The organism is Streptomyces sp. NBC_00557 (genome assembly GCF_036345995.1).
In the GTDB taxonomy this organism is placed as follows: domain Bacteria; phylum Actinomycetota; class Actinomycetes; order Streptomycetales; family Streptomycetaceae; genus Streptomyces.
Window position 1 is genome coordinate 8,104,066 of sequence record NZ_CP107796.1, and the last position, 24,555, is coordinate 8,128,620.

Below are 24,555 nucleotides of genomic sequence, written 5' to 3' on the forward strand. Positions count from 1 at the left end.
CGGCCCGGAGCCGGTCGTGATCGCAGCCAAGGGCGACCTGCGCATCGCCGGGGACCGGCTGGTCCACTACGCCGGTCCGGCATGGCTGGGCAAGGGTGTCGAGGCAGGCGCTGTTGCGCTCGCTGAACTGGTGGCGCACGGCCCGATCCCTCACCGGAGGGTCGTCATCGCACTGTCCGTCCTGGCGGGCTGGGTCTTCGCGGCGAACGAGCACCGGTCACTGGGCCACAAGCCGGCCTCACGGGCGGATGGCACGAGGGCTTCTCCTCCGGCACACTTCGCGGGGACGACGGCGCCGGCGGCGAAGACGCGCAGTTGGTCTATGAGACTGCTGCGGTTGAGTGACAACGAATACGGGCCCGCGAGCATTCACGATGTGGCGAGTCGGTTTCCTTAGATTCTTGTCGGCTCTCCAAGATGCCGCGCTGCAGTGCGTTTGCCACATCCGTCGCCTATGGAGGTTGTCGAGTGGGTCTTCGTCCCTGGGTTGCAGCGCCGTTGGCGGTTGCGGCCGTCGTCCTGGTGTCTCCGACGGCCAGCGCCACTGCGCAGGCGTCGACGCGGCACACGTCCGGTTCCCTGCGGGTTTACGACGGGGGCGATGATGCCGGTGGTCCCCGCAATCCCTGGCGTAACTGCCACAGCCCGCGCGGGGTGGTGCTCATCGACAAGAACCTGAGGATGGTACTGATCAACGCTCAACGCGGGCCCGAGGCCATCCTCCTGCACGGGCCCGCGGATGTCTCGTCACCGGAGGCGCCGTGGAGCAGCTTCACCGTCGCCGGGTACTTGAGCGTCATGTACCCCACCAAAACCTCTGACAGGTACCAGTTTGAAATCCGTGACTTCTTCAGGGTGCACCCGCTGCTCGTTGTGAAGGCCTTCGCCCACCACAAGCGAGTCTTCCCGTTCCCCGCCACCCACTGCATCGACGAGGACGACCGTGGTGGCGGCAATGATGGTGCTCGTCCTCACGGTGGCGCCAGTGCGGATGGCGGGGACTCGTCCGGCTCCCCGGCGGGGAGCGCCAGTCCCTCTGATCCGCGTGACGCCAGGGCAGCCGGCTGGAGCGCCCGCCTGCTCAGCGGGAAGCAGATCATTTTCGCCGCCGGCGGTCTGCTGCTGATTCTGGGAACACTGGCGTTGGCCTGGCTTCGTCGGCGTCGTTCTGCCGAGTGAGACTCGGCCGGAAGAGGAAGCGGCACCTGGCGGCGGTCCCCTGGGCCGACAGATCGGTCAGGAGCGACTGGGGTCGGTGGGGGAAGCCGGGCACCCCTGCGAGGCGTGCTGCCGTGCTGCATGGCGTGGAGCGGGGCTGAGGGCGTGTGGTTCCTCGCCCGACGGGAGCTGGGGTGGCCGTCGACTCCGTCCCGGCTTACGAGGGGCGCCTTGCTCACGGCGTGGGCGAGGTGCGGCGACGGGGTGACGCAATGCGCGGAGCGTGCTCAGCGGGCCGTACTGCGACGGTCGGCTGGATTGGGCGGGGGTGATCCGTCGGTATGGGATACAAGGTGGGGCCGGTGCGGATGGCGCGAGGGGGTGCGTTCGATGATCAGGAATGCGGCGTCGTCGGTGAGCTGCTCGCCGGTGTGCGCGAGCAGGTCGCGGTGGATCTCATGCACCAGGGCATCCGGGCTTGATGCGCGAAAGGAAGCGACCCGTTCGGCGAGCGGATAGAAGGCTCCGGTCGGTGAGCGGGCTTCGACCACGCCGTCGGTATACAGCAGCAGCATGTCGCCCGGTTCGAAGGTGAACCGGTCGGTGCTGTCGCTTGTCAGGCAGAGGGCACGCAGGCCCAGTGGGGGCGCGGGGCGACGGGAGTGCAGGAATGTGATCCGGCCGCCATGGAGGAGCAGGGGCGGCGGATGGCCGCAGTTGAGCATCTCAGCCTGTGGCTCCTGGTCGGGTATGTCGATCACGACGGCGGTGATGAAGCGCTCGTCGGCGTCGTGCGCGGTGTCGGCCTCCTCCTCCAGGTTCCGGCAGACGCTCTCTTCGACGGCGGTGACGAGCTCGGGCAGAGAGCCGTAACGGTGGGCGCACTCACGGAACGCACTCATCGCCGCCGACGCCTCGGCGACGGAGGCCAGCCCATGGCCTCGAACGTCGCCGATGAGGATCCGGGTGCAGGGATGAGCGGCGCGGGCGACCGCCAACAGGTCACCCCCGATCTGGGCCTCGTCCTCGGCGGCCAGATACAGCCAGGCCACCCGCAACGGCCCGATCCGGCGCGGTGGCGGCCGCAGCAGAACCCGCTGCGCCGTCTCGGCCACCGACCGCAACCGGCTCAGCTCCCGGGCATGCCGCTCCCGCACATAACAGACGAAGACCACCAGAGCCGACAGCACGGCCAGGGCGATCAGCTGTGCCACATGGTTGGTCGTGGTCAGTCCGCCGTGGAAGATGGCGATGATCACCAGGGCGGCCTCCGCCAGAGCCCCGACCAGAGCGGTCAGCCGCGGACCGGCGAAGGAGGCGGTCAACGTCGGCGCGATCACCAGCAACGGGCCCAGATGAACACTGGTACCGATGCCGATGTCCACGACGGCGATGGCCACGATCAGCGCCAGCGCGGTCACCAACAGTCCGCGCCGGTGCTCCGGGAGCCGATTCCCCCACTTGCTCCGCAGGTCCATATGCCATTTTTGCGCACTTTCCGGCCGCACACCCTGTCCTCGGGACGTCGTAGTCAGGTGGTGGTCTTCGGCCGGCCCGGAACTCGGTGTCGGGCGTCAGACGCGCCGGCCGTCATCGCGCTCTCAGCCTCGGTGACGGTGCCGGACACGCTCAGCAGGCTGTCCACCCCAGTCCCGGCCAGGATGCGCTGCAGAGGCGGCGGCACGCAGGCCGGTACCGGCACCGCACCGGCTTCGTCCGCTTGCCGCCGCGCCCACAGCAGCACGTTCCGCGGGCACGTTCGAGTCCGACGGGGTTGCACCGACGATGCGAGCCTTCGGGTGGGTGACCCCAAGGGGTGCTGATGGCTCGGCGCGGTTTCGGGGTGCGTGTTCGTGGTCAGCCGTTGGTCAGGGTTGTGTGTGGGGTGCGTTGGTAGGTGTGGCGGTAGAGGGTGGCGAAGCGTCCGGGGTGGTGGAAGCCCCAGCGGGCGGCGATGGCTGTGACGGTGGCGCCGCTGTCGGGTGTGGCGGTCGTCAGGTCCTGGTGGGCGTGGGCGAGCCGGACGCGGCGCAGGTGGGCCAGGGGGGTGGTGTTCAGGTGTCGGCGGAAGGCGTATTGCAGGGCGCGTGCGGTGACGTGGGCGGCGGTGGCGATGTCTGCGATGGTGATCGGCTGGTCGGCGTGGTCGTCGATGTAGGCGAGTGCGCGGCGCAGCATGGCGGGGTGGGCGTCGCGGCGGTCGGCCGGGGTGGGTTCGGGCTGGGCTGTGTTGGGGAAGGTGTTGAGGACGCTTGCGGCCAGGTGTTGCACGGCGGTGGTGGCGATGAGCGGCTGGTCGGCGGTGGCGGGGTCGGCCAGGACGGAGTCGCGTAGGTGGGCGATGGTCCGGGTCAGGTGGGCGGCCGCGGTGGCTGAGCGGGGGCGGTGTCCGGTGAGCCGTACCGGCCGTGCGTCGTCGGGGCCGGCGGCCACCTGGGCCAGGAGTGCGGGGTCGAGCATGGTGATGTTGTAGCGGGCGTGGCAGATGCGTCCGGAGTACGGCAGGTCGGGTGGGGCGAACAGGACGACGTCGCCGGGGCCGAAGGTGTCCTGGGTGCCCTGGAAGTGGTGGTCTTGTACGGTTCCCTCGTGCACGAGGCACAGGCAGATCCGGCCGAGCGGTGTGACCGAGTAGCTCATTTCGAAGTCGAGGGTGAGTTCGTCGACGCTCACCGGGGCGATGGCGGTGCGCCGGATCTGGGCGCGGCCGGCGTCGGGGGTGCTGCTGCCGATGCGCATCCGGGCGTAGGCGCGGCTGAGGAAGTCCTCGGTGACTTCGAGATCCGCGCTGTCGAAGGTGAGCGTGTCCATGCCTCGCGCTTCCCCCCGAATCACCCGAACATGTCGCGCTGACCAGGTAATTTTCGTCATTCGTCCTTGCGGCTTGATCAACTCATCGGGGACCTCTGCCACGAGCTCGGATCCCAAGCGGCCCGCACGACGAGTCGGTGATGGGGCTCGGCTCCGATCGGGTACAGCCTCGCGGTCGACGAGAAGGCTTCGCCTGCGGGCGCCGGGCACCGGCGGGTCGGGCTGCTGGCGGGGAGCGGAGGCGTCGGCCGCCCGCTGCTCCAGCGGGCGGGCCCTGGCGTGCGGTGCCAGGCTGTAGATGGGTTCGGGGCTGTGGAGTGCGGAGGTGCGGACATGGAGATCAAGCCGCAGGCGGTCGTCATCCCCAAGGAGACCGACCACCTGGAACAGGGCAAGTACGGCCCCGTCTTTCCAAGGACTCCGGCCTGCTACGGGTTCACCATCGTGGCGAACGTCAAGCCGGGCAGGGCCGACGCGATGCGGGAGTACGGCCACGCCCTGGCGAAGGCGCTGGAGCAGGATCCGTACCTGCTGGCGCCGTTGAAGCTGCACTATCTGCGCTGGGTGCTGTTCGACGACGACACGCGCTTCATGTACCAGGGGATCTTCGACACCGACTTCGACAAGTACACCGAGGACGCCGTCGCGCTGTTCAGCAAGGCTGGTGTGAGCACCGCCTTCGAGAACCTCGAAGGATTTCCCGAGGACTGGCGGACCAACCCCGAAGCGTTCGTGCGCTTCGTACGGGAACACCACTGTCCGAGCTTCATCGAGTACGGCGAGTATCCGTACGTGACGGCGGACGAGATCAAGAAGGCTCTGCGGATCAAGAGCGCTCTGTCGGAGATGCTCGACCAGATGCAGTGAGGCTGGACGAAAATGAGCGAGGTCAGGACCGCGCGGACGTACAACCAGCGGCACATTCCGCGGAAGTACACCCCTGACGGTCGACGGGTGAGCGTGTACGTCTCGTGGAGCTATCCGGCCGAGGCCGGTCGCAACGCGGCCGAGCTGGACAACCGCTTCTCCACGATGACCGAGGTCAGGCGGGTGGCCTGGCCGGCGTACGAGGACCCGAAGTGGTCGGACCCGTACCGGTTCCAGCAGGGCATCGCCGGGTCGCTGGAACTGTTCTTCTGGGCCTGGGTGCCGTTCCAGGACTTCGTCCAGGAGGTCACGGGCCATCCCGTCCCCGTGTACCAGCGCATCGACCAGGCGGGCTTCTTCACTCCGCTCGACGAGCGGGTGCTCGGCGACACGGACGTGCTGTTCGTGTTCGGGCTGGACCACGCGGTCACCGAGCAGGAGGCCCAGCCCGGGGAGATCGATGCTCTGCGGGCGTTCCTCGGCCGGGAGGACTCCTGCCTCGTCCTGGGCCCGCACCACGATGTCGGCGCCTCGGACGACCTGAAGGTCCGGGAGATGGAGTACCGCCACCACGGCGATCCCCTGGTGCCCCGGCAGCAGCGGTTCGCCACCTACGTCCGCGACCTGATGCGGGGCCTCGGCGTGCCGGTGATGAACCGGTACGGGCTGCGGCCGGCGACGCGCGAGGGCAACCAGATCGCCCCGCTGTCCACGGTCCGGGACCTGGATCCGAAGGGCTGGCTGGAGGGGGTGACGAACTTCAACTTCCATATGCACCTGCCCCACTACGACGTGACGACGGACGACCCCGACGCCATCCGGGTGCTGGCCAGGCAGCCGATCGACACCTCGAGGCCGCATCCGTTCACCGAGGCCGGCAACACGGAGTTCAACATGTTCCTGTGGATGCCTCCCGGCGGTGAGCGCGCCGGTGATCTGCTGCTGGCGGACTCGACGATCTTCAGTTCCCTGTTCGGCGGGGACGACAGCCTGCGCAACTTCTGGCGCAACCTCGTCTCCACGTAGGGCCGCTGGGAGGTCAACGGTGAGTGTGCACACGGACGTCTCGTTGGAGCTCGACGACATCCAGCGCGGGGTGCTCAGTCCTCGGCCGACGCCGTACGCGGCGACCTACCTGCTCTTCCGCATCGACGACCCAGGTGACGGGCGGGAGTTGATGCGGCGCGCGAGTACGGCGGTGACCTCCGCGGCGGACTCGGTCAGTCCTCTGGGGGAGACCTGGGTGAGTGTGGCCGTCACCTGCCGCGGCCTGGAGGCGCTGGGCGTACCGCGCGCCTCGCTGGACACCTTCGCGTGGGAGTTCCGGCAGGGGATGGCCGCCCGCGCGAAGGCGCTGGGTGATGTGGGCGAGAGCAGCCCGGAGCACTGGGAAGCGCCGCTGGGCAGCCCTGACGTCCATGTGGTGTTCACTGCCGTCGCGCCCGACCCGGCGCACCTGGAAGCGGCCGTCGACCGGGCCCGCCCCGCCTACGACCGGCTCTCCGGCGTGACGGCGATATGGCGGCAGGACTGCTACGCGCTGCCCACCGAGACCGAGCACTTCGGCTATCGCGACGGAGTCAGCCATCCGGCCGTCGAAGGCAGCGGCATACCGGGGTCCAACCAACTGGAAGTGCCTCTGAAGGCCGGCGAGTTCGTCCTCGGCTACCCGGACGAGATCGGCGGCATCCAGAGCCCGCAGCCGGCCGTGCTGGGGCGCAACGGCAGCTACGCGGTCTTCCGCAAGCTCCACCAGAACGTCGCCGGGTTCCGCCGCTACCTGAAGGACAACTCCACCGGACCCCAGGACGAGGAACTGATCGCCGCGAAGATCATGGGGCGCTGGCGCAGCGGCGCTCCCCTGGCGCTGACCCCGGACCACGACGATCCCGCGCTCGGCGCCGACCCGTACCGCCGTAACACCTTCCTGTACGACAGCGACGATCCGTCCGGGTTCAAGACGCCCGGCGGCTGCCACATCCGTCGTGCCAACCCCCGTGACGCCGCGGTGGCGGGCGAGGTGCGACTGCACCGCATGATCCGCCGCGGCGCCGTTTACGGTCCGCCGCTGCCCGAGGGAGTGCTGGAGGACGACGGAGCCGACCGGGGACTGATGTTCGCGTTCATCGGCGCGCACCTGGGGCGGCAGTTCGAGTTCGTCCAGTCGCAGTGGATGAACGACGGCGTCTTCTTCGGCGCGAACAACGCCCAGGACCCTGTGACGGGATCCCGCGACGGCTCCACCGACTTCATCATTCCCCGGCGGCCGCTGCGCCGGCGCCTCGTCGTACTGCCGCGCTTCGTCGTCACCAGGGGAGGCGAGTACTGCTTCCTGCCGAGCCTGACCGCACTGCGCTGGCTCGGCGACCCGCACGACTGACAGCAGCGTGGCGAGGGACGCTTCGGGGCCGTCCCCACGCGCTTCGCCGCCCGAGGGGAAGCCGATGGAGACCCTGCACCTGGCACTCAACGCCGTCACCGTCATCTTCATCGCGGCCACCATGTTCGCCGCCGGCCTGGGGGCCACCGTCTCCGCGCTGCGCGGCGTCTTCACCAACATCCCGCTCCTGCTGCTGGCGCTGATCGCCAACCTGGTCGCCGTTCCGCTGCTGGGCTGGGGCATCGGCGCGCTGTTCAGCCTCCCCTCCGCCTCCTTCACCGCGCTGATCCTGGTCGCCGCCTCCCCGGGCGGCCCCTTCGGAGCGAAACTCGCCATGGTGCAAAGCGGTGATGTCGTCGAGGGTGCCGCGATGCAGGTGCTGCTCGCCTCCGTCGGCAGCATCACCTTCGCGCCCACCGCGGGCGGCCTCCTGACCGCCACCGGGCTGGGCAGCAACGTCTCCCTGGACGTGGGAGCACTGGTGCAGACTGTGGCTCTGCTGCAGCTCGTACCGTTCGGTATCGGCCTGCTCATACGCCGCTACGCCGAACCCACCGCACGGTCCTGGCACCCCCCGGCGGCGGCCGTCTCCAACATCACGTTCCTGATCGTGCTGGCCGGCATGCTGCTCGGCAACTGGAAGGGCGTCGTCGCACTTCTCGGTTCCCTCGCGCTCCTCGCCGGGTTCCTGCTCTCGGCCATCGCCTTCGCCGTAGGAACGCTGCTGGCCACGGGCCCGCCCGTGCGGCGGACCACCATGGGCGGTGTCACGTCGGTGCGCAACGCAGGTCCCGCGCTGGCCGCGATCGGCATCGCCTTCAGCGACCAGCCCGCCATCCTCGGCGCACTCGCCGCCGTCCTGCTCAGCGGCCTGGCAGCAGCCCTGCCGATCGCCACCTTCCTCAGCAGACGGCGAAAGGCTCCTGCGGCAGCGGAGACGGAAGTGCCGACGCATGGCCGCCGATGACGCCCATGCCCATCGACGGGAGGGGCACATCGTCCGCGCCGACGAGATCCAGTACTGCAGCAGCGGGCCATGCCGAGGTCGCGGAAGACAGAGGTGAGCCGGAGGGCCCATTCGCGAACCCGGTTCCCTTTTGGGATGCTCTTTACTGTAGCGGGAGCTACGTCTATATTTGAGGTGTAGCAACTGCTACATCCACCGGTCTGCTACAGGCCGGACACGTTCGCCAGCGGGCCGTTCGGCCGCAGGAGAAGGGACTGATCCCCATGGCGATCCAGGCGATCGACTGCCGCAACGCCGTTCACGGGGAAGAGCGGGCACTGCACGCTGGTGCGCCCTCGTGGCTCGCCAAACAGTGGGCCCTGTGGTCTCGTATGCTCAGCCCACTGCGCCCGCTGGACGCACCGCGCGGCCGAGCCACCACCTGGGACGCCTCATGGCCGCTGCAGCGGGACCCGACCTCCGTGCGCCGAGCGCGGCGGCTGGTGACCGCCCGGCTGAGCGACTGGGCCGTGGACCACGTGGCCGAGACCGCCGAACTACTGGTCAGCGAACTGGCCACCAACGCACTGCGTCACACACGCGGCCCGCTCCGACTCAACCTGCGGCTGCGCGACTCCCGCCTGCTGTGCGAGGTCGAGGACACCGAGTCCTCCAGCCCTGCACGCACCGTCGCCGATACCGACGCGGAAGGTGGCCGGGGCATCGAACTCCTCGACCTGCTGGCGGACGCCTGGGGCAGCACCCGAACGGCCACGGGCAAGACCATGTGGTTCGAGCTGCACACCGAGGACCGCGGAGAGCGGTCATGGAATGCGGCGGAACGGGACAGTGGGAGACGGTGACACGACCGCAGGGGATGACAGCAGGGACGAGGTGATCACGAGGCGGCGGTGACCTGAGATCTCAGGTCCGGTGTCGGGCGGAAGACGTCAGGCAAGACCGATCTGCTGATACCAGGTCAGGTTGTCCCAGAAGAGGAACTCCTCGTCCATGGTGCCTTTCCGGTTCCAGATTCCGACGGTGCAAAAGTTGATCGAGAACTTCTTGCCGGTCGGCTGGATGAAGCCACCCTTCCCGTCCGGCATCGGACGGGAGAAGGTGCCATGAGCCACTCCGGTGACCGCGGTCAGCTCGTTCTTGGCCACCCGCAATGGGTGTGACTCGATCGAGATGTCAGGCGCCCACGCGAACAGCGCCTTGAGGTCCTCGATGTGTTTGTCCAGGCCGTCGGTGTAGTGCCCGTCAGGCCAGTGCACGCGGATGTTCTTCGCGTGGCTTTCACTCAAGCGGCCCCACTCGGCGTGTGAGAAGACGACGAAGTCCAACTCGTCAAAGGTTTCCAGGTGCTGCCGCTCGGTACGGGTCAGATCGCAAGGGAAGGGCGGGTTCGGTACCGGGGTCGTGGCCGGGTCCGGGAGCGGGGCGTGCGTCACGGCGCAGTGGGGCCGCCCGGGGTTCGGCACCGGGGTTGCGTCCGGAGCCGGGAGCAGGCCCGGATACGCTTGGGCGGCTTCCCCCAGGCTGCGGCTACTCGTGATGGCGGTGATGGCGAGCGCGCCGAATGCGGCGGCGGCACCGCCCTGAAGCATGGAACGACGCTCCATGGTGATTTCCTCGATTCCTGTGGTCGCTGCGTTTCCCTGCAGATTTCCTGGCGTCCTGCCGAAATGGCAGTAAGGGAAGAGTGTGTGGAAAATGCGCAGCGACCTCAGCATTCATACGGCTGGTGGCGCGTCGAGCACATGCACCAGTCGCTGTCATAGCGCGAACTGCCCAGGACGCAACCGCCTGAACGTGAACGGCTGGAATCACTGCCGGCCGAGCCGTAGGCCGCCGGCGCTTATGACTGGTGCACGGCGGTGATCGACGGCTCCCGCGTACGGGCCGTGAAGGGCGGACCAAAACCGGGACCGAGTCTGGTCGGCGTGCCCGAACAGGTCTTGAATGTGCCGTCAGGGCGGCGTACGGGCGCCGACACTGCCCCGACACGTACCGACCCCTCGTGAGCGTTCTAGCTCGCAGGATGGCAGGAGGCCATGGCGGCCGTGGAACTCTCCGAAGCCGCTTCCTTGATGCGGACGCGCTCGTCCCACGCTGCGCTGGGATCCACGGAGCTCGATGACGAAGTCAAGCCGCCTGCATGACCGGCGGGGCGCAGGTGAAGACCCGCCCGCCACGCAGCAGCACCCAAAGGGCGCCTGCCCCTTGGCGGGCCAGGGTGATGGCGGGCCTGAACGTGCGTGCAGTCTCGCCCCCGCCACTTGAGGGAGAAAGTCCGCTTCGGACACCTATCTACCGCCTCCGCACCGTGCGTGATATACGCGCCAGGTCCGGTTGTAGCGGAGTTGGTGGGACTCGTCCTGCCACAGCCTACGGGTTGCCGGGCTAGCCAGTACGGTGCTGGACGTGCTCGACCCATCCCGGCATCTGGCATCCGTGGCGCCCCGGAACGGTGGCAGCCAGTCGACGTCTTCTCCCCGCATGCGGCCGGAGGACTTCGCTCGTGAGCAAGAGGCTCTCTGCGGAACCCGGGTGCTGTTGGGCGGCCTTCCGGCGGGCAGCTAACAGGAGCTGCGTGGGCCTGCCGGGTGAGCGAAGCCGACCAGGACTGATCGGTCTTGGGGCACGGCCATCACCCCACGCCAGACCCGCCGACAGCCCACGCCCCGGCATAGCGTGCTCCTGGGGGCAGGTCGACCTGGTGTCGCGGTGGCAAGAAGGTGCTCGCCGCTTCCTCGTCGACCGCTCGTGCGCAGACGGGGTTCAGCTCTATGGCAGTGCCCCGGGGGTGAGTTCGACGCGCAGGTTGTCACCGTCCTGCAGGATGTACGTCGCGGCATTGTCATGTGTCCAGCCGACCGGGACCAGGTAGTAGCGCCCCGACCGGTCGATGAGGCGCCGTAGCCCGGTGTAGCGGTAGCGGAAGTGCACCGCCGGACCGAGGTCCTGTACGGCGATTCCTGGCCCGGCGATGCTGTACCGCTCGGTGGTGAAGACGGTCACCCCGGTGAGCCGTACGACGTGCCGGCCGAGCTCGTGCGCGTCGTCTGCCCCCATCTGCGCGGCCGCTGATGTGCCGGACCACAACAGGAGCACGACGACGGCGACCCGCCGCCGATGATGTGCCGCCCGCCGCTCCGGTGCCGCCGACCGTGCGGCCCCCGGACGGCGCCGGGCTGGCAGAACCGCCGGATGCCGAGGAGACGACACCGGTACTGGGGATCTTCTGGTGCGGAGGACGTTGATGCGCGCAGCCGGCACATAAGCCCCCCGCGACTGCACTGACCAGGACGGTGCATAAGACCCTTGCCGGCACTGTGGGCATACTCCTTCCCCTTCAAGGGCTCACCTTCATCAGCAGACCTTCCCCGCACCATTTGCGGTCAAGCCATGCCCGGTGCCACCGACTTGTGTGCCGACGCTCCGGCGCCGCCCGGCCACCCCGGCTCATCCAGCACTGGGCCGATCCGGGCTGCGCCGCCCCACGATGTTCCGCTCCACACCGGCGCCGGACCACTGCACTGTCAACCCTTGGAATCAGTGGTGTGCGTGTCCTTCACAGAGTGCCTGTTCGGCGCGCAAGGGTGTTGACCGCTTCACGAGCTGCGTCGTGCGAGAGGTAGCCGACGTCGGACATGTAGTACTTCAGCACGGCGCGGGCGGCCGCCGGGTCGTCGATGCGGGAGAGCCCGCGCAGAGCGGCTCCACGAACGCGCCTGGTGAGCGTGTCATCCAGTGTCTCCGGATCCGGACGCTCAACTATCCGGCACAGGGCGTTGACGGTGCGCGGGTCGCACAGTCGCGCAATGCCGTCGACCGCGTGCAGAGCGGCCTGCGTGTCGTCCTCGACGGCGATGGCCGTCAGGGTGTCGAGGTCGGCTGTGTCCGCGCATCGCGCGAGCAGCGACACCACGTCGGTGCGGAGCCGGCGCTCGGCGGTGGCGAGCAGCATACGCAGGGCAGGGCGGGCAGTGGCTCCGAGGTTTCCGAGGGCTTGCAGTGCGGCTGCCTGGACGTCCGGGCTGCGGTCGGTGGCGGCTTGCGTGAGCGACTCGGCTGCTTGCGGTGAGCCTGGCAGCTTGCCGAGAGCCTCGGCCGCGCGCAGCCGGATCGACTCGATCGGTTCGCCGAGTGCTTTCCTCAGTGCTGGTTCGGATTCGGGGGTGCCCAGCCGGCCCAGCGCCCAGGCGGCGCGGGCCCGGAGGCGCCCGGGTGTCTCTGGGTCGGTGAGCAGTTCGATCAGAGCTGCTGTGGCGGGCAGGTGCCGAAGGCGGCCCAGGGCTTCCACGGCAGCAGTCTGCACGGGCAGGGTCGTGGCTTTGGTGAGCAGGTCGAGGAGCTCTGGCGCCGCCCGCCGGTCGCCGAGCAGGCCCAGTGCTGTGGCCGCGCCACGCCGCTGTTGGTTCGTTCCGTCGGTGAGCAGGGGCAACAGCCGAGCTGCGGGCGAGGGTTGCACGGTAGCCAGCGCCTGTGCCACGTCCTCGTGAATCTCGCCGTCGGTCAGTGCCCCGATGAGCGCCGCCATGGCTTCGTGGCCCCCGATCCGGGCGATCGCGTGGGCCGCCGCGCGCCGCACAGCGGGGACCGGGTCCTCGCTCAATCGGATGCGCAAGGCGGGCACGTCTTCCGGGTCGCCCTTCGCGCCGAGGCCGAGGCAGACGCTGCGGCGCACACCCGGATCGTCGTTCGTGACCGACCACCGCAGTTGCTGGAGCCCGGCCGGGGTGCTGGAGAAGACCTCTGCGATCGCCTCGGAGATCCGCTGGTCGGGGTCGCCCAAGGCGGCTTTGGCAAAGGTGAGGCGGCCGTAGCCGGCCGCGCTGGTGACATCGAGCTGTCGCAGGGCCTCGGCAGCGGCCCGACGCAGCTCCGACGGCATCGTGCCCGTACCGACCAGGAAGGCCAGCGCCGCCGTCGCCCGCGGGGAGCCCAACCGGCCGAGCGTGCGCACTGCCTCGGTTCCCAGGTCTGCGTCCCGGGAACCGTCGGCCCTGGGCAGCAGATGCCACAGCGCCGCGAGGAGGCCCGGGACCGCGTTGGCGTCCCCGATGCCGGCGAGAGCACCCAGCACCGCCCGCCAGTGGGGTGTGTAGGGGTCCAGCATGTCGAGCAGTGGCTGCACTGCGCGTGGATCACCGATGTCGCCGAGCGCCCGGGCCGCCGCCTCACAGGAGGAGCCGTCCCGGCGCAGGACGGCGATCAGGTCGGGTACGGCGCGGCGCTCACCCAGCTGCCCCAGGCACCGGGCGACCGCGTCGACGAGCAGCGGATGCTCGGCCGGGTCCTCCAGACGCCTCAGCAACGCGTCCACCGCTGTCGGGCCGCCGATGTCGGCAAGGAATTCCGCCGCGTATTCCGCGGTGTGTATGTCGGCGCGTTCGAGGGTCCGGCAGAGGCCGTCAATATCCTGGTGGAGCCTCATCAGCGCGACCTCGGCCTGGGGCAGCACGATGAGTCTCCGCCAGCCGGTTCCGGAGACCGTACGGGATGTGGGCCTGCTGCTCGGGCTCACCGGTCCTCCCCTGACAGCGCGACATAGAGGGGAGTGCCGATGAGGACTCTGACGGGTCGACCGTTGGGATCCTGCGTCGTCCCCACCAGGAGGCGCCGAGCGAGGAATTCACATTCCTGGCTCGGCCCCGTGATCTGGTCGGCGCAGCCGATGACCTGCCGCAGCGAGTCCTGATCGGAAGGACGCTCACGCCGAGTGAGGGGAGGGTTGGCTTCCTGGACCTGGTGACGGTCGTCCCATTCCGCCTGGTCCCGTTCGAGGAGGGCGAAGAGGGTCGGAAGCATCGAGCCGGAGTAGCCGATCGGGACCGCCTCGGGAGCCACCCCGGATCCGACGAGGTGGTGTGCCGACCCGATCAGGGCGATCACTGTGCCCTGCCAGGCACCGGTGAATAACAGCAGCCCTGTCGACCCGCCGCCGAAGATCATGGATCGGAGCCCGAGTTCCCCGCGGAACCAGATGGAGGGTTCCTCCAACCCCGATACGTCCTCGTCCCGTTCAATCGCGCGCTCGACGACGGCAAGCCGCTGATACCTGGTGGCTTCGGGCGGCGCTGCGGTCTGGACGGTCATACTGACGAGCTTCAGGTCGATCTTGAACTCGGCCGCGAGCCGGGACAGCCGCTTGGGGGGAATCTGCCCGAGGAGAAGGTCGAGCTTGGCGTCCGAGACATAGACGTAATAACGCATACTGCAGAACCCCCCTGCCCCCGTGCCGACGCTCGCCTCCCTTCCCGGAGTCGGGACGCTTACTCTCGGCTGTGAGTCGACTTCTTCGATCGGTACCTCGTCGATACCGGCTCGAGTGCCCATCAACATTAGCCCCACAAGGGCACTTTCGGCTCGCTCAGGCGCTGTGCCTCGCGCACCTTGCGTCATCCCCCTACGGACTGCCTGCCTGGGGAAGGTCATCGGCGCCCTGGTGGACCTGAAGAGAGCGCTGCGCTACGACGCCAGGGATGCGACGCATGTGGGCGAGATGCTGCGGGGTCGGTGTCCGTTTCCCGCCAACCGAATTCCGGGTCGGCATCCTCTCTACGATCACGGTCGCCGCGGCCGCCTCCGGCCAGGTCCCCTGCCCGGAGGCGTCCTCGCCGTAGCTCCCGGGCAGGCCGCCGACTGGCTCGCGCCCCTGCCGAGGCAGGCTTCACGCGGCCGGCCTGCTCGCCGCCGTCTCCCCGGCCACCGTGCAACGCCTGCTAGGCAAGAAGCCGACCGCTCGGCCGCCGACGATCCCCGGCCCGTCGTCCCCCCGCGCCCTGCCAGCCATCGCCTGCGTACGCCACCGTGTTGCCGAGCACACCCCCGACGGCACCACCGCCCGGGCACTGGCCCTGACGCCGAAGGTCGCAGGCATCCGGCCCCGGGGAACGCCTGACCTGACGCGCTGTCGGCGGACTGCATGCGAGCATCGCTGCGACGATGAGATCGTCGCTCGGGCTCCCTGAGACGGAGACGGCTCGGGCCGGGTGCCTACGGAGGTGTCCGACCGGTCAGCGGTTGAACGCCAGGCGCGGTACCGCGTTCCTGGCGAGTGCGTGGGCCTGGTCGGGCCACCAGGTGCTGGCGGGCGGGTCGGCGATGCCGTACTCGGGGTCGATCGTGCCGCCTGTGTTGCGCGTGCAACTGCCGTCGGATTCACCGGGGGTCTTTACCCACAGGTAGGCATCGACGAGCGGGACACCGGTGTCGGCGGTGGGGCGGGGGCCGAGACCACGGCCGGGGGCATTGCACCAGGCCTCCGGGTCCCCGCTGTACTTGCCCGGCGGCGGGGTCCAGGCGCCCCGGCCGTTGCGGCTGGTGTCGATCACGAAGTGGTGCAGCTCGCCGGCCGGCGGGGTGCCCACGTGCTGGTCGAACCAGGCGTCGGTCCACCGCCAGGTGGTGGGGTCCGCGGGGGAGACGGCGTCGCCGGGAGCGCCGTCGTTGGGGGCGGCGGACGAGTAGTACTGACTGGCGCACCAGTCGGTGTGGCCGCGTGCCTCCTCGGGGCCCTCGGTGGCGAACCAGATGCACTTGGCGATCCATGTGCCGTATCTGGCGTTGTGCTCGGTGGGATGGTTGTTGGACACGTTCAGGGCGAAGCCGTCGCCGTACTGGACTCCGGCGTCCTGCAGTCGCTGGGCGATGTCGCCGACGGCCCGCCACTGTACGTTGCCGGCGTCCAGGTAGACCGCGGTGCGGGGCCGGGCCTTCAGGGTCTTCACGGCGTAGGCGAGGTCGGCGATGCGGGAGGCCGTGAGCTCGCCGGTCGGATCGGTGGTGGGCCCGCAGTCCTTGGGAAGGTTGGCCAGGCCGTCGGGTTCGACGGCGACCACCGCTTTGTCGTCCCCGATGCCGGCGGCGAATGCGTCGATCCACTGGCGGTAGGCGGCGGAGGATGCGGCTCCGCCACTGGAGTACTGCGAGCAGTCCCGGCCGGGTATGTCGTAGGCGACCAGCACGGGGGTCCGGTCGGCGACCCGGGCCCGGCGGACGAGCCTGTTCGCCTTGGCACGCACCTCGTCGGGCGTGCCGTCGGTGAACCACTCGGCCTGTGGCCAGCTCGCGAGTCTGGCCATGTTCGCGGCGTTCTCGATGTCGCCGTGCCCGAAGTCGACGAGGGCCTGTTTCGCCGCCTTGCTGTAGGGATCCACGTAGAACTTCGTGGCCGGGGTGATGACGTTTTGCGCGGGCGCGGCCTGCGCCTGCGTCGTGGTGAGGACGGCGCAGACGGTGAGCGCCGTGATGACGGCGGCCGCGCGACGCCGGACGGTGCGTGGGTTCATGACTGCTCCTGGGTGGTGGATGGATGGGGGAGCGTCTGCCATTGGGGCGGGCTGTCGGGAAGGCGCTGGGTGGTCCCGGCGGGCTGCGGCGGACGGCGCCCGTGGCCCGGTGGCGGGACAGGGGGTGGCAGGCCGCGGGGTCCCGGATCCGGTAGCCGTAGATCATCGTGCAGGCGTCCTCGGTGAGGAACTGTCCGGCCGAGGAGTCGGCTCCGATGCTGGAGCTGTTGGAGCCGTCGCCGTGGCGGCTGGTGCGCAGGACGCACGGCTTGGTGTAGCCGTAGCGGGCGCTGAGCGCGCTGTTGACGGCGTTGCCGCAGGCGATGTCCTCGGCCGTGGTGCAGTAGTGGGGGATGCTGAGCGAGAAGCTGTGGGCCTGAGGGAGCCCGGCCGCGTGGAGCCGCTGGGCCATGGCCGCCGTACTCGCCCCGCCCCTGTTGCCGGCGTCGAGGTAGACCCAGTTGCTTGGGGGCGGTTGAACTGCGTGAGGGGGCCGGTGATCGTGCTCTCGCGTTCGCCGTTCTGAGCCCGGGCCGTGCAGCCGCAGTCCGCGTGGGAGTCCGGTGCAAGGAGGGCGACGGCCGGGCGGTTGGCGATAGCGCCGGCGAAGGTGGTGATCCTGTTGGTGCAGGTGGACGGCGAGGCGGCTCCGCAGGCGGAGAGTCCGCCGCAGTGGTCGCGGTTGTGGATGGTGAACCCGTTGGCCGGGGCGGCCGGATCGGCGGCGTGGGCGGGCGGTGCGACGGCGCGCGCTGCCACGACGGCGGGGAGTCTGCGGCGGATGACTGTACCTCGGTTTCCTGGCAGGGACGCACCGCACGTTCTCGGTCCCGAGCATGCGGCGTACTGAGGAAGAGCGGTGGTACGACGTACGTGGTGGGAGCGCTCCCAATCGAAGCGTTATCTACAGGCGCTGAGAACTATCGGGGTGTGGCCGGTATCGTGTGGCGACCTGTTGAGGCTGTCAAGTACCGCTGCGCAACCCGCACTTCAGAGGGCGGAAACAAGGCTCTGCCGTTCGGGGACTGGTGGCGCTTCCAGTTGAACAGGGCCGGGATGGACGCTGTGAGCGGCGCCGGGAGGGAAAGGCTTTCGTTCAAGGCAGAGGATCTGCCGCGCCGGCAGTCGATCGCTCGCCGAGGTGGCCGAACGGGTCGGCGTCTCCCGCTCGGTGGCCTCCCGCCTCGTCGGCAACGCCCCGCAGGTCAACCGCGCCGAACGCGAGGCCGTCGAACGGCCCATCCGGCAGCCCGGTTTCATCCCCCGTCCGACCGCACGCGTGCCGGCCACCCGCCAGACGGGAGCGGCCGCCCTGACGGTCGCGGTGTGTGATGCCGTGGCTCATGGACCGAGTGGAGGACTGGCTGTCCGAACCATTCCCGGTCCCTCGCCAGGTGCGTGGGTGGCCTCATCTGCGGCTCGTTCTCGGCGGGGCGCCGCAGCCGGGTTCCCGGCCGGGGCGTGCCGATCGAGCGGCGAACGGATGCTGCCTGGACCTGGGGTGGGGTCAGTGCTGCGGGTTGCCCCCACCTCCGGTCCACTTGCGCTTGTCGCTGGAGATGACTTCCAGTGGGTCGCCGACGGGGCGGTCGGGCAGGGCGCGGGCGACGTCGGCCAGGGCCATGCTGCCGACCAGGCGGTGGCCGTCGATGACGGGCAGGCGGCGCACCTTGGAGGAGGCCATGGTGCGCAGGATCTCCTCGGTGTCGTCGTCCGCGCCGACGGTGACGGCCTCGCCCTGAGCGAGGTCTCCCGCCTTGACCTGAGCCGGGTCCTTACCGGTGCCGAGGACCTTGACGACGATGCCCCGGTCGGTGAGCACGCCCGCTGAGGCCGTCGTCGGTGCCGCAGATGGGCAGCGCGCCGACGTCGAGTTCGGTCATCTTCCGGGCCGCGTCCAGGACGGTGTCCTGTGGCGACCACGCACTCCGCGCCCTCGGTCATGATCCCCCGGGCCGTGGTCATGAACGCCCCTGAGATGCGTTGGTTGTTGCGATGCGTCGGATAACCCGAGGCCGAGACGGCGAAACCCGCCGGAGGCGATCGTGCTTATTGCGGTGAGTCACGACACGCTTGCTCTTCGAGCGTGCGGCTGAAGCGGGCGCGGGCCTGGGCCCGGGACGCTTCCCCGGCACCGCCACCGCGGCGGTCGTCGACGTCGTCGAGAACATCACGTGGCCCGTACAGCACGGCGGTGTCCCCGGGGCGCAGGCACGTGGCCGGCCCGGGGGCGCCGATCCAGTGGCCGGTGCGGCGGTGGATGCCGAGGACGAGGACGCCTTCGCCGGGCAGGTCCATCTCGCGCAGGGCCCGGTCGGCGATCCAGTCGCCTTCACGAATGTGGATCTCGCCGACCATCCAGTGGTCGGACAGGTGCAGCAGGCCGGCGTAGTCGCGGGCTTCGAGGCCGGTGACGCGGGTCAGCAGGCGCTGCAGCACACAGGAGAGCCACCGGTCGGCGACCGGGGTGCTCAGTATTGCGAGCAGCACGGCCATGCCGCCGGCGACGACGGCGACGCGCTCCGGTTCGGCGCCACGGCTGCGCAGGCCGCTGAAGGACAGCAGCGGGGGGTGACGACGGAGGCGGTGCCGGCGCTGCCGAGCAGCATGAGGATCACGGCACGCACCTGCACCCCGGATAGGCCACGTGAGCCGATCACACCGACCGGGGTCGGGTCTGCCGTTCTATCTCCAACCTGTGTTGTTCCTAGAATGGCCGGGTGGAGGACATTGACGCGATCGCGGCGTTGCAGGATCCGGTGCGACGTCGCCTGTACGAGTACGTGGCGGCGCAGGGCCGCGAGGTCGGGCGCAACGAGGCCGCAGAGGCGGCCGGGGTTACGCGCACGCTCGCTGCGCACCATCTGGACAGGCTGGCCGAGGTCGGGCTGCTGGAGAGCGGCAGCCGCCGTCTGTCGGGCCGCTCGGGGCCGGGGGCGGGCCGCCCTGCCAAGGTGTACACGCGGGCTCGGGCGGAGCGGTCGGTGTCGCTGCCCGCCCGCGACTACCGCACTGCCGCCGAGCTGCTCGCCGAGGCGGCCGAGCAGGCCGGGCTGGATGCCGGGCTGTGTGCGGCGGCGCGCCGCCGGGGTGAGGTCCTGCGTGGGTCGGCGGCGCCCTGCGGCGGTCTTGAAGAGGCCATGGAGATGCTGGCCGCCCGCGGCTACGAACCACGCCTGGAAGCCGCCGAAGGGGTGCCGGGGGCGGCCGCGAGTGTCGTGCGTATGCGGAACTGCCCCTTCCATGCCGTCGCGGAGCGCTTCCCGCCGTTGGTCTGCGGCATGAATCTCGCGCTGCTGGAGGGGCTGTTCGGCACGGACGGTCCCGTCCGCGCCCGCATGGACCCCCGGCCGGGGCAGTGCTGCGTGGTGGTCGAGAGTTCTAAAAACAACATTGATTGACATAGAAATGGGGGCCATGCTGGGATGAGGCCATGACCACATCCGTGCATGCCGCCCACCTCGCCCACCTCAACGTCGCCACGCTCCGATACCCCCTTGACGACCCGCGCATGGCGCCGTTCGTCGAGATGCTCGACCCGGTCAACGCCTCCGCCGACGCCGCGCCCGGTTTCGTGTGGCGGCTCGTGGAGGAGGGGGCGGCCGATGCCACCGGCCTGCGCCCGGCGGGCGACGACGTCATCGTGACCCTGTCGGTGTGGGAGACCCAGGAAGCCCTGTGGGACTTCACCTACCGCAGCGGGCACCTGGAGGCCATGCAGCGGCGCCGCGAATGGTTCGAACGGCACGTCGAGGCGCACCTGGTGCTCTGGTGGGTCCCCGTCGGCCACATCCCGACCATCGAGGAGGCCCTGGAGCGGCTGGCGTACCTGCGGGCGCACGGGCCGTCCCCCCGCGCGTTCACCTTCACCTCCTCCTACACCGCAGCCGAGGCCGTCCAGCACCTTCAGGCCGCGCCGCCGACGCAGGCTGAAGCAATCAACTGATCCACAGGCCTTGACGATTGCTCACTCAGAGGCCCCGCGAGGCCTCTGAGTGACAACCAGTCGGGGCGGCGTGAGTATGAGCGTCAGGAGCAGCACCAGGTCGTGCCCGGACGGAAGGCCGGCAGCTGTTCCTCGCTCTTTGCCCGGCTGAGGCGAAGGCCCGGTTGTCAGTGGTGGCTGTCAGGCTGAACGGATGGACCGTGAAGAGGAGCAGCTGTTGCGCGGCCGGGTCTACGGCGCCGACCACGACGCCCCGGGCCCGCGGCCCGGCCGGCGCTACACCGAACTGGTCGGCGGCCCGCTGGACGGCCTGTTGCTCGACATCACCGGCCTCACTCGGGAGGAGGCCGGCACTGGTGTCGTGCTGGCCACCGAGCTGGGGCAGTTCGGTGCCGGCGGGAAGGCCATATATAACCCGCGCACCGGTGATGCGGACCATTTCGACTGGACCGGCGACACGCCCTGACCGGCTGCGCGCATGACGTCGGACACCGGCTGGCAGCTGGGCGCCGAACAGGGGGCAGCCGGGCCAGGCCGGGCGAGGTGCTGTCAGCTCTCCTCGCGCTTGTGCAGGGCGGTGGTCCAGTCGGTGGCGATTGCCTTCTGTGCTGCGGCGAGTGTGAGCTTGCCCGTGCAGACCGCGGTGTGCAGTTGTGCTTCGACGGGGTCTTTCTTGTTGTTGACGCCGCCGTGGGTCCGATGGCCGGGGTCGGGTTCGTCCACCCAGAGGGTGCCGGAATCGTTGGGGTCGCCGCCCGACTCCAGGCTGACGAGGTGGTCGTGCTCGGCACCGCCGAGCCGGCCGGTGTGGCCCTACGCTGCGGCGTTCAGTCGCTTCTCCCGGTGCGTGATGGAGGCCACCGGCCGGATCTTCATGTGGATGTCGTGGTAGTGCCGGTCGAATGCCGCGGGGACGGCGGGTGTCTCGTACCGGAGGACGAAACGGGCGGTCATCGGGCGGCCCTCCGCCGGTAACGGGTGAGGACGGCGGCACCGCTCTGCTCGGCGGCCAGGCACTCCAGCTCGGCGTGGGGGCCGGCGTCCGGGAAGAGCCGCCGGCCGGTGCCGAGGATGGTGGGGAAGGTCAGCAGCCGGTACTCGTCGACCAGGTCCGCGGCCATCAGCCGGTCCACGACGCTCAGGCTCCCGGTGACGACCACGTCCCGCCGCTCGCGCTTGACGGCGTCGACCGGATCGCCCTCAAGCAACTGGGAGTTGGCCCACACCGACATCTCGGCGAGGGTCAGGGTGCGGGAGGCCACCAGCTTCGGGACGGCGTTCATCCGCGCGGCGAACGAATCGTCGCGGCCCGGCCAGAGCCGCGAGAACAGCTGCCAGGTGGCACGTCCGAGCAGCAGCACGCCCTCGTCCAGGGTGCGGCCGAGCCGGAACTTGTCCCCGGCGACCGCCTGCGGGCCGTGCCGGAATGCCCAGCCGCCCCACGGCGTGCCGGCGGATCCGTCCGGGTCGGACACGATCCCGTCCAGGGTGACGAACTCGATGACGATGACGCTCATGGGATTCCCTTCGGTTCGGTGCTCACCGGTACCTACCGGCCGCACCGCCCCGACTCATCGCTCCCGGCGGAACTCGTCCGCGGGAATTTCGCCCGGCAGCTCGAAGGCGTCGAAGACGCGCGGGTCGGCGAACACCACGTTGTGCGTGATGCGGCCGTCGATGACGGTGAACACCTGCAGGGTGTGCAGTCGGCAGCCGCCGCCGGGCTCCGGCGCGTACGCGGCAAGCGCGGGCTGACCGCCCGCGGTGAGCTCCCGCATGCTCCAGCCCGCGCCTCGCATCCGGAACACCCGCTGCAGGAACCGGCCGTAGTCCCGGCTGCCTCGGTACCACAGCGGCACCGGGGGCATCTCCAGCACCGCGTCTTCGGCCAGCAGCCGCACCAGCGCGGGTACATCCGCTGCCTCGAACGCCTGCATGTACCGCTGGACGACCGTCCGTACCTCGGGATCGTCCGGTTCGCTGACCGCACCGGCATCGCCCACGCCGGCGAGGGCGGAACGGGCGCGCTGCAACGCGCTGTTGACTGCCGCGACCGTGGTCCCCAACTGCTCGGCGACCTCGGCGGCGGTGAACGCCAGCACCTCGCGCAGCACCAGCACCGCCCGCTGCCGCGCCGGCAGGACCTGCACCGCCGCCACCCACGCGAGCCGCAGATCGGCCCTGACGTCCACATCGAAGCGTGCGTCGGGGAACGGCTCCAGCCAGGGCACATCGAGCGCCGGCACCAGCGGCGCCTCGGGATCGTCGCTCGCCACCCCCAGCCCGGACGGCAGCGGGCGCCGCCCGCGCCCCTCCAGCGCGGTCAGGCACACATTGGTGGCGATCCGGTACAGCCAGGTCCGCACCGACGCGCGCGCCGGGTCGTACCGGTCACGGGCCTTCCAGGCACGCAGCAGCGTCTCCTGGACCAGATCGTCGGCCTCGTGCACCGAACCCAGCATCCGGTAGCAGAACGCGACCAACTCACCCCGGTACGGTTCGAAGTCCACGCGGTCATCATGCTGCACCGGACTTTTCGCCCCCCGGAGCGGGGCGGGCGTTCGCCTCTTCGTGGCCGCCTCGGGCCGCACCTGGCGACAGTTGCCGCCGGTCTTCGGTCCTGCCCGGCCCGCCGACTACCGGCGCTTCGCCCAGTGGAGCCGGCACTGAATCCGACCGGCCGAGGCAAGAGTGGATAGCTCAGAATTCGAACGGCAGGGTTTGAGCGGTGAGAACGGAGGGTCGGCGGCTGACGGCCGGCCTCGCTCTTGCGGATTGCCCGATGGAGCCGTGGTGGTGGTGCGACATGAAGCCGGTTAAAGGTGCCCGTGACCTCTTGGTGGTATGGGACCGGTCACTCCGTCACAGGCAAGCACTCGGCGAGCAGGGCGACAATGTCGCGCCAGGCCCGCTGTGCGTGCCGTGGGTGGTGACCGACGCCGGGCAGCACGATGTGGTCGACTGGTGGGTGGTGGAAGGCGTGCAGGGCTCCGCCGTAGACCACGAGGCGCCAGTCGACGCCCGCGGCCTGCATCTCGGCGGTGAACGCGTCGCGTTGCGCGGGCGGCATGATCGGGTCTTCCGACCCGACCCCGGCCCACACCGGGCAGCGAATGCGCGCCGCCTCGCCCGGTCGGCCTGTGGTCAGTGCGTTGACTGTCCCGATCGCGCGTAGGCTGACGCCGTGGCGCCCGAGTTCCAGCACGATTGCGCCGCCGGTGCCGTAGCCGACGCCGGCGATCCGGTCGGGGTCGGCCCGCGGTTCGGCGCGCAACACGTCGAGCGCCGCATGGCCGATGCCGCGCATCCGGTCGGGGTCGGCGAGCAGTGGCATGCAACGGGCCAGCATCTCCTCGGGGTCGCCCAGATAGCGCCCGCCGTGGAGGTCGAAGGCCAGCGCCACGTATCCCAGCTCGGCGAGCGCATCGGCCCGGCGGCGCTCGACATCGCTGAGCCCCGTCCCCTCGGGCCCGATCAGGACCGCGGGCCGGCGGTCGACACCGGCGGGGAGCGCGAGGTGCCCGATCATCGTGAGGCCGTCGGCCGGGTACTCGACCGTACGCGTGGTAATCGTCACCATGAGAGTGGACTGTAGTGACCGTCGAGTCCGGCCGGGCGGGCGTTCTGCCGCTGGCAGAACAGCCCGGGTGCACTTCTGAAATGCGGCGATGGTTCACGAATCCGTGTCCGTGCTGCCGGCCAGCGGCTACTGACCTTCGCGGCAGGTTCCTGGAGTATTCCGGTGCCACCCCCTTGGCGGGACTGCTGACCGTCAGTGCCGAGACGATCAGTAGCGTTGAGCCTCGCGAGGTGCCGGCTGTCCGCGTCTGCGGGAGCTTCAGCGAGTGATGCGCCTGGTCACAAGGGTGATCGCGGCCCAGGTGATGAGCGCTTGCGAGTGCTGGATGAGCCGTTTGTAGTCGCGCGCGCCGGCGGGCGTGCATGACCCAGGCGTGTGAGCGTTCGACGACCCAGCGCCGGGGCAGAACGACGAACCCGACGGCATCCTTCGGGCGGCTGACGGTCTTGATCGTCAGGTTGAAGCCGCTCGTGCGCGGGACCCCTCCCATCCGTTCCCGCTGAGGGGCCGCGGCGCCCACGGCCAGCCAAGCTTCATGCCGGGCGGGGCGGCGGGCAGAGAACCCGA

The 24,555-nt window shown here is 69.8% G+C and carries 23 protein-coding genes and 2 pseudogenes; 10 read left to right on the forward strand and 15 right to left on the reverse strand.

Annotated elements, in window-relative coordinates:
• The first annotated feature begins 16 nt into the window (after positions 1-16).
• Together OG956_RS36075 and OG956_RS36080 are read left to right on the forward strand one after the other, a co-directional pair.
• A complete protein-coding gene (locus OG956_RS36075; RefSeq protein WP_330342236.1) occupies positions 17-397 on the forward strand; it encodes a hypothetical protein in 381 nt (126 codons plus the stop codon).
• Positions 398-654: 257 nt separating this feature from the next.
• Positions 655-1,179 carry a hypothetical protein gene (locus OG956_RS36080; protein ID WP_330342237.1) on the forward strand — a complete coding sequence of 175 codons (525 nt, stop codon included), beginning with the start codon at positions 655-657 and terminating at the stop codon, positions 1,177-1,179.
• Positions 1,180-1,445: 266 nt separating this feature from the next.
• On the opposite strand, the gene OG956_RS36085 is transcribed toward OG956_RS36080, so the two are convergent.
• Together OG956_RS36085 and OG956_RS36090 are read right to left on the reverse strand one after the other, a co-directional pair.
• Complete coding sequence (locus tag OG956_RS36085) at positions 1,446-2,636, reverse strand: PP2C family protein-serine/threonine phosphatase (RefSeq protein ID WP_330342238.1); 1,191 nt, start codon at positions 2,634-2,636, stop codon at positions 1,446-1,448.
• Positions 2,637-3,015: 379 nt separating this feature from the next.
• Positions 3,016-3,969, reverse strand: a complete 954-nt coding sequence (locus tag OG956_RS36090) for a helix-turn-helix transcriptional regulator (RefSeq protein WP_330342239.1) — start codon at positions 3,967-3,969, stop codon at positions 3,016-3,018.
• A 333-nt stretch (positions 3,970-4,302) separates the two neighbouring features.
• Between OG956_RS36090 and OG956_RS36095 the strand changes: the two genes are divergently transcribed.
• From OG956_RS36095 to OG956_RS36115, 5 genes are all read left to right on the forward strand, one after another.
• Positions 4,303-4,836 carry a hypothetical protein gene (locus OG956_RS36095; RefSeq protein ID WP_330342240.1) on the forward strand — a complete coding sequence of 178 codons (534 nt, stop codon included), beginning with the start codon at positions 4,303-4,305 and terminating at the stop codon, positions 4,834-4,836.
• Between the two features lie 12 nt (positions 4,837-4,848).
• On the forward strand, positions 4,849-5,862 hold the full coding sequence (locus tag OG956_RS36100; protein WP_330342241.1) for a hypothetical protein: 1,014 nt from the start codon (positions 4,849-4,851) through the stop codon (positions 5,860-5,862).
• A 19-nt stretch (positions 5,863-5,881) separates the two neighbouring features.
• Positions 5,882-7,216: a Dyp-type peroxidase gene (locus tag OG956_RS36105; RefSeq protein ID WP_330342242.1), complete on the forward strand. Its 1,335-nt coding sequence runs from the start codon at positions 5,882-5,884 to the stop codon at positions 7,214-7,216.
• A 64-nt stretch (positions 7,217-7,280) separates the two neighbouring features.
• The gene (locus tag OG956_RS36110) at positions 7,281-8,183 is read left to right on the forward strand and encodes a bile acid:sodium symporter family protein (protein WP_443065642.1); all 903 of its coding nucleotides are present in this window, start codon (positions 7,281-7,283) and stop codon (positions 8,181-8,183) included.
• Positions 8,184-8,446: 263 nt separating this feature from the next.
• The gene (locus OG956_RS36115) at positions 8,447-9,025 is read left to right on the forward strand and encodes an ATP-binding protein (protein ID WP_330342244.1); all 579 of its coding nucleotides are present in this window, start codon (positions 8,447-8,449) and stop codon (positions 9,023-9,025) included.
• A gap of 87 nt (positions 9,026-9,112) precedes the next feature.
• Here OG956_RS36115 and OG956_RS36120 read toward each other — a convergent pair whose 3' ends face one another.
• The 7 genes and pseudogenes from OG956_RS36120 to OG956_RS36150 all read right to left on the reverse strand — a co-directional run bounded on the left by OG956_RS36120 (position 9,113) and on the right by OG956_RS36150 (position 18,958).
• Positions 9,113-9,787: an ester cyclase gene (locus OG956_RS36120; RefSeq protein WP_330342245.1), complete on the reverse strand. Its 675-nt coding sequence runs from the start codon at positions 9,785-9,787 to the stop codon at positions 9,113-9,115.
• Positions 9,788-10,952: 1,165 nt separating this feature from the next.
• Positions 10,953-11,240: a hypothetical protein gene (locus OG956_RS36125; RefSeq protein ID WP_330342246.1), complete on the reverse strand. Its 288-nt coding sequence runs from the start codon at positions 11,238-11,240 to the stop codon at positions 10,953-10,955.
• A gap of 499 nt (positions 11,241-11,739) precedes the next feature.
• Positions 11,740-13,632, reverse strand: a complete 1,893-nt coding sequence (locus tag OG956_RS36130; RefSeq protein ID WP_330342247.1) for a HEAT repeat domain-containing protein — start codon at positions 13,630-13,632, stop codon at positions 11,740-11,742.
• Positions 13,633-13,691: 59 nt separating this feature from the next.
• Complete coding sequence (locus tag OG956_RS36135; RefSeq protein ID WP_330342248.1) at positions 13,692-14,384, reverse strand: DUF7019 family protein; 693 nt, start codon at positions 14,382-14,384, stop codon at positions 13,692-13,694.
• An 803-nt stretch (positions 14,385-15,187) separates the two neighbouring features.
• Complete coding sequence (locus tag OG956_RS36140; RefSeq protein WP_330342249.1) at positions 15,188-16,462, reverse strand: glycoside hydrolase family 6 protein; 1,275 nt, start codon at positions 16,460-16,462, stop codon at positions 15,188-15,190.
• A gap of 1,507 nt (positions 16,463-17,969) precedes the next feature.
• Positions 17,970-18,427: pseudogene (locus OG956_RS36145) on the reverse strand (CBS domain-containing protein).
• Between the two features lie 84 nt (positions 18,428-18,511).
• Positions 18,512-18,958: a TrkA C-terminal domain-containing protein gene (locus OG956_RS36150; RefSeq protein ID WP_330342250.1), complete on the reverse strand. Its 447-nt coding sequence runs from the start codon at positions 18,956-18,958 to the stop codon at positions 18,512-18,514.
• A gap of 224 nt (positions 18,959-19,182) precedes the next feature.
• Here OG956_RS36150 and OG956_RS36155 point away from each other — a divergent pair, with 224 nt between their 5' ends.
• From OG956_RS36155 to OG956_RS36165, 3 genes are all read left to right on the forward strand, one after another.
• Positions 19,183-19,863, forward strand: a complete 681-nt coding sequence (locus OG956_RS36155; protein ID WP_330342251.1) for a helix-turn-helix transcriptional regulator — start codon at positions 19,183-19,185, stop codon at positions 19,861-19,863.
• Between the two features lie 32 nt (positions 19,864-19,895).
• Positions 19,896-20,408 (forward strand): DUF3291 domain-containing protein, encoded by a 513-nt coding sequence (locus OG956_RS36160; RefSeq protein ID WP_330342252.1) that lies wholly within the window; start codon positions 19,896-19,898, stop codon positions 20,406-20,408.
• A gap of 193 nt (positions 20,409-20,601) precedes the next feature.
• The gene (locus OG956_RS36165; RefSeq protein ID WP_330342253.1) at positions 20,602-20,874 is read left to right on the forward strand and encodes a hypothetical protein; all 273 of its coding nucleotides are present in this window, start codon (positions 20,602-20,604) and stop codon (positions 20,872-20,874) included.
• Positions 20,875-20,957: 83 nt separating this feature from the next.
• On the opposite strand, the gene OG956_RS36170 is transcribed toward OG956_RS36165, so the two are convergent.
• The 6 genes and pseudogenes from OG956_RS36170 to OG956_RS36195 all read right to left on the reverse strand — a co-directional run.
• A complete protein-coding gene (locus OG956_RS36170) occupies positions 20,958-21,131 on the reverse strand; it encodes a hypothetical protein (RefSeq protein WP_330342254.1) in 174 nt (57 codons plus the stop codon).
• Positions 21,132-21,221: 90 nt separating this feature from the next.
• On the reverse strand, positions 21,222-21,362 hold the full coding sequence (locus OG956_RS36175) for a hypothetical protein (RefSeq protein WP_330342255.1): 141 nt from the start codon (positions 21,360-21,362) through the stop codon (positions 21,222-21,224).
• The gene (locus OG956_RS36180) at positions 21,359-21,925 is read right to left on the reverse strand and encodes a dihydrofolate reductase family protein (RefSeq protein WP_330342256.1); all 567 of its coding nucleotides are present in this window, start codon (positions 21,923-21,925) and stop codon (positions 21,359-21,361) included. Before OG956_RS36180 ends, OG956_RS36175 begins: the two co-directional genes overlap by 4 nt.
• A 54-nt stretch (positions 21,926-21,979) precedes the next feature.
• Positions 21,980-22,999, reverse strand: a complete 1,020-nt coding sequence (locus tag OG956_RS36185; protein WP_330342257.1) for a sigma-70 family RNA polymerase sigma factor — start codon at positions 22,997-22,999, stop codon at positions 21,980-21,982.
• Positions 23,000-23,262: 263 nt separating this feature from the next.
• The gene (locus OG956_RS36190; RefSeq protein WP_330342258.1) at positions 23,263-23,988 is read right to left on the reverse strand and encodes a dienelactone hydrolase family protein; all 726 of its coding nucleotides are present in this window, start codon (positions 23,986-23,988) and stop codon (positions 23,263-23,265) included.
• Between the two features lie 254 nt (positions 23,989-24,242).
• Positions 24,243-24,448, reverse strand: a pseudogene (locus tag OG956_RS36195) (transposase); the annotation flags it as partial.
• Between the last annotated feature and the right edge of the window lie 107 nt (positions 24,449-24,555).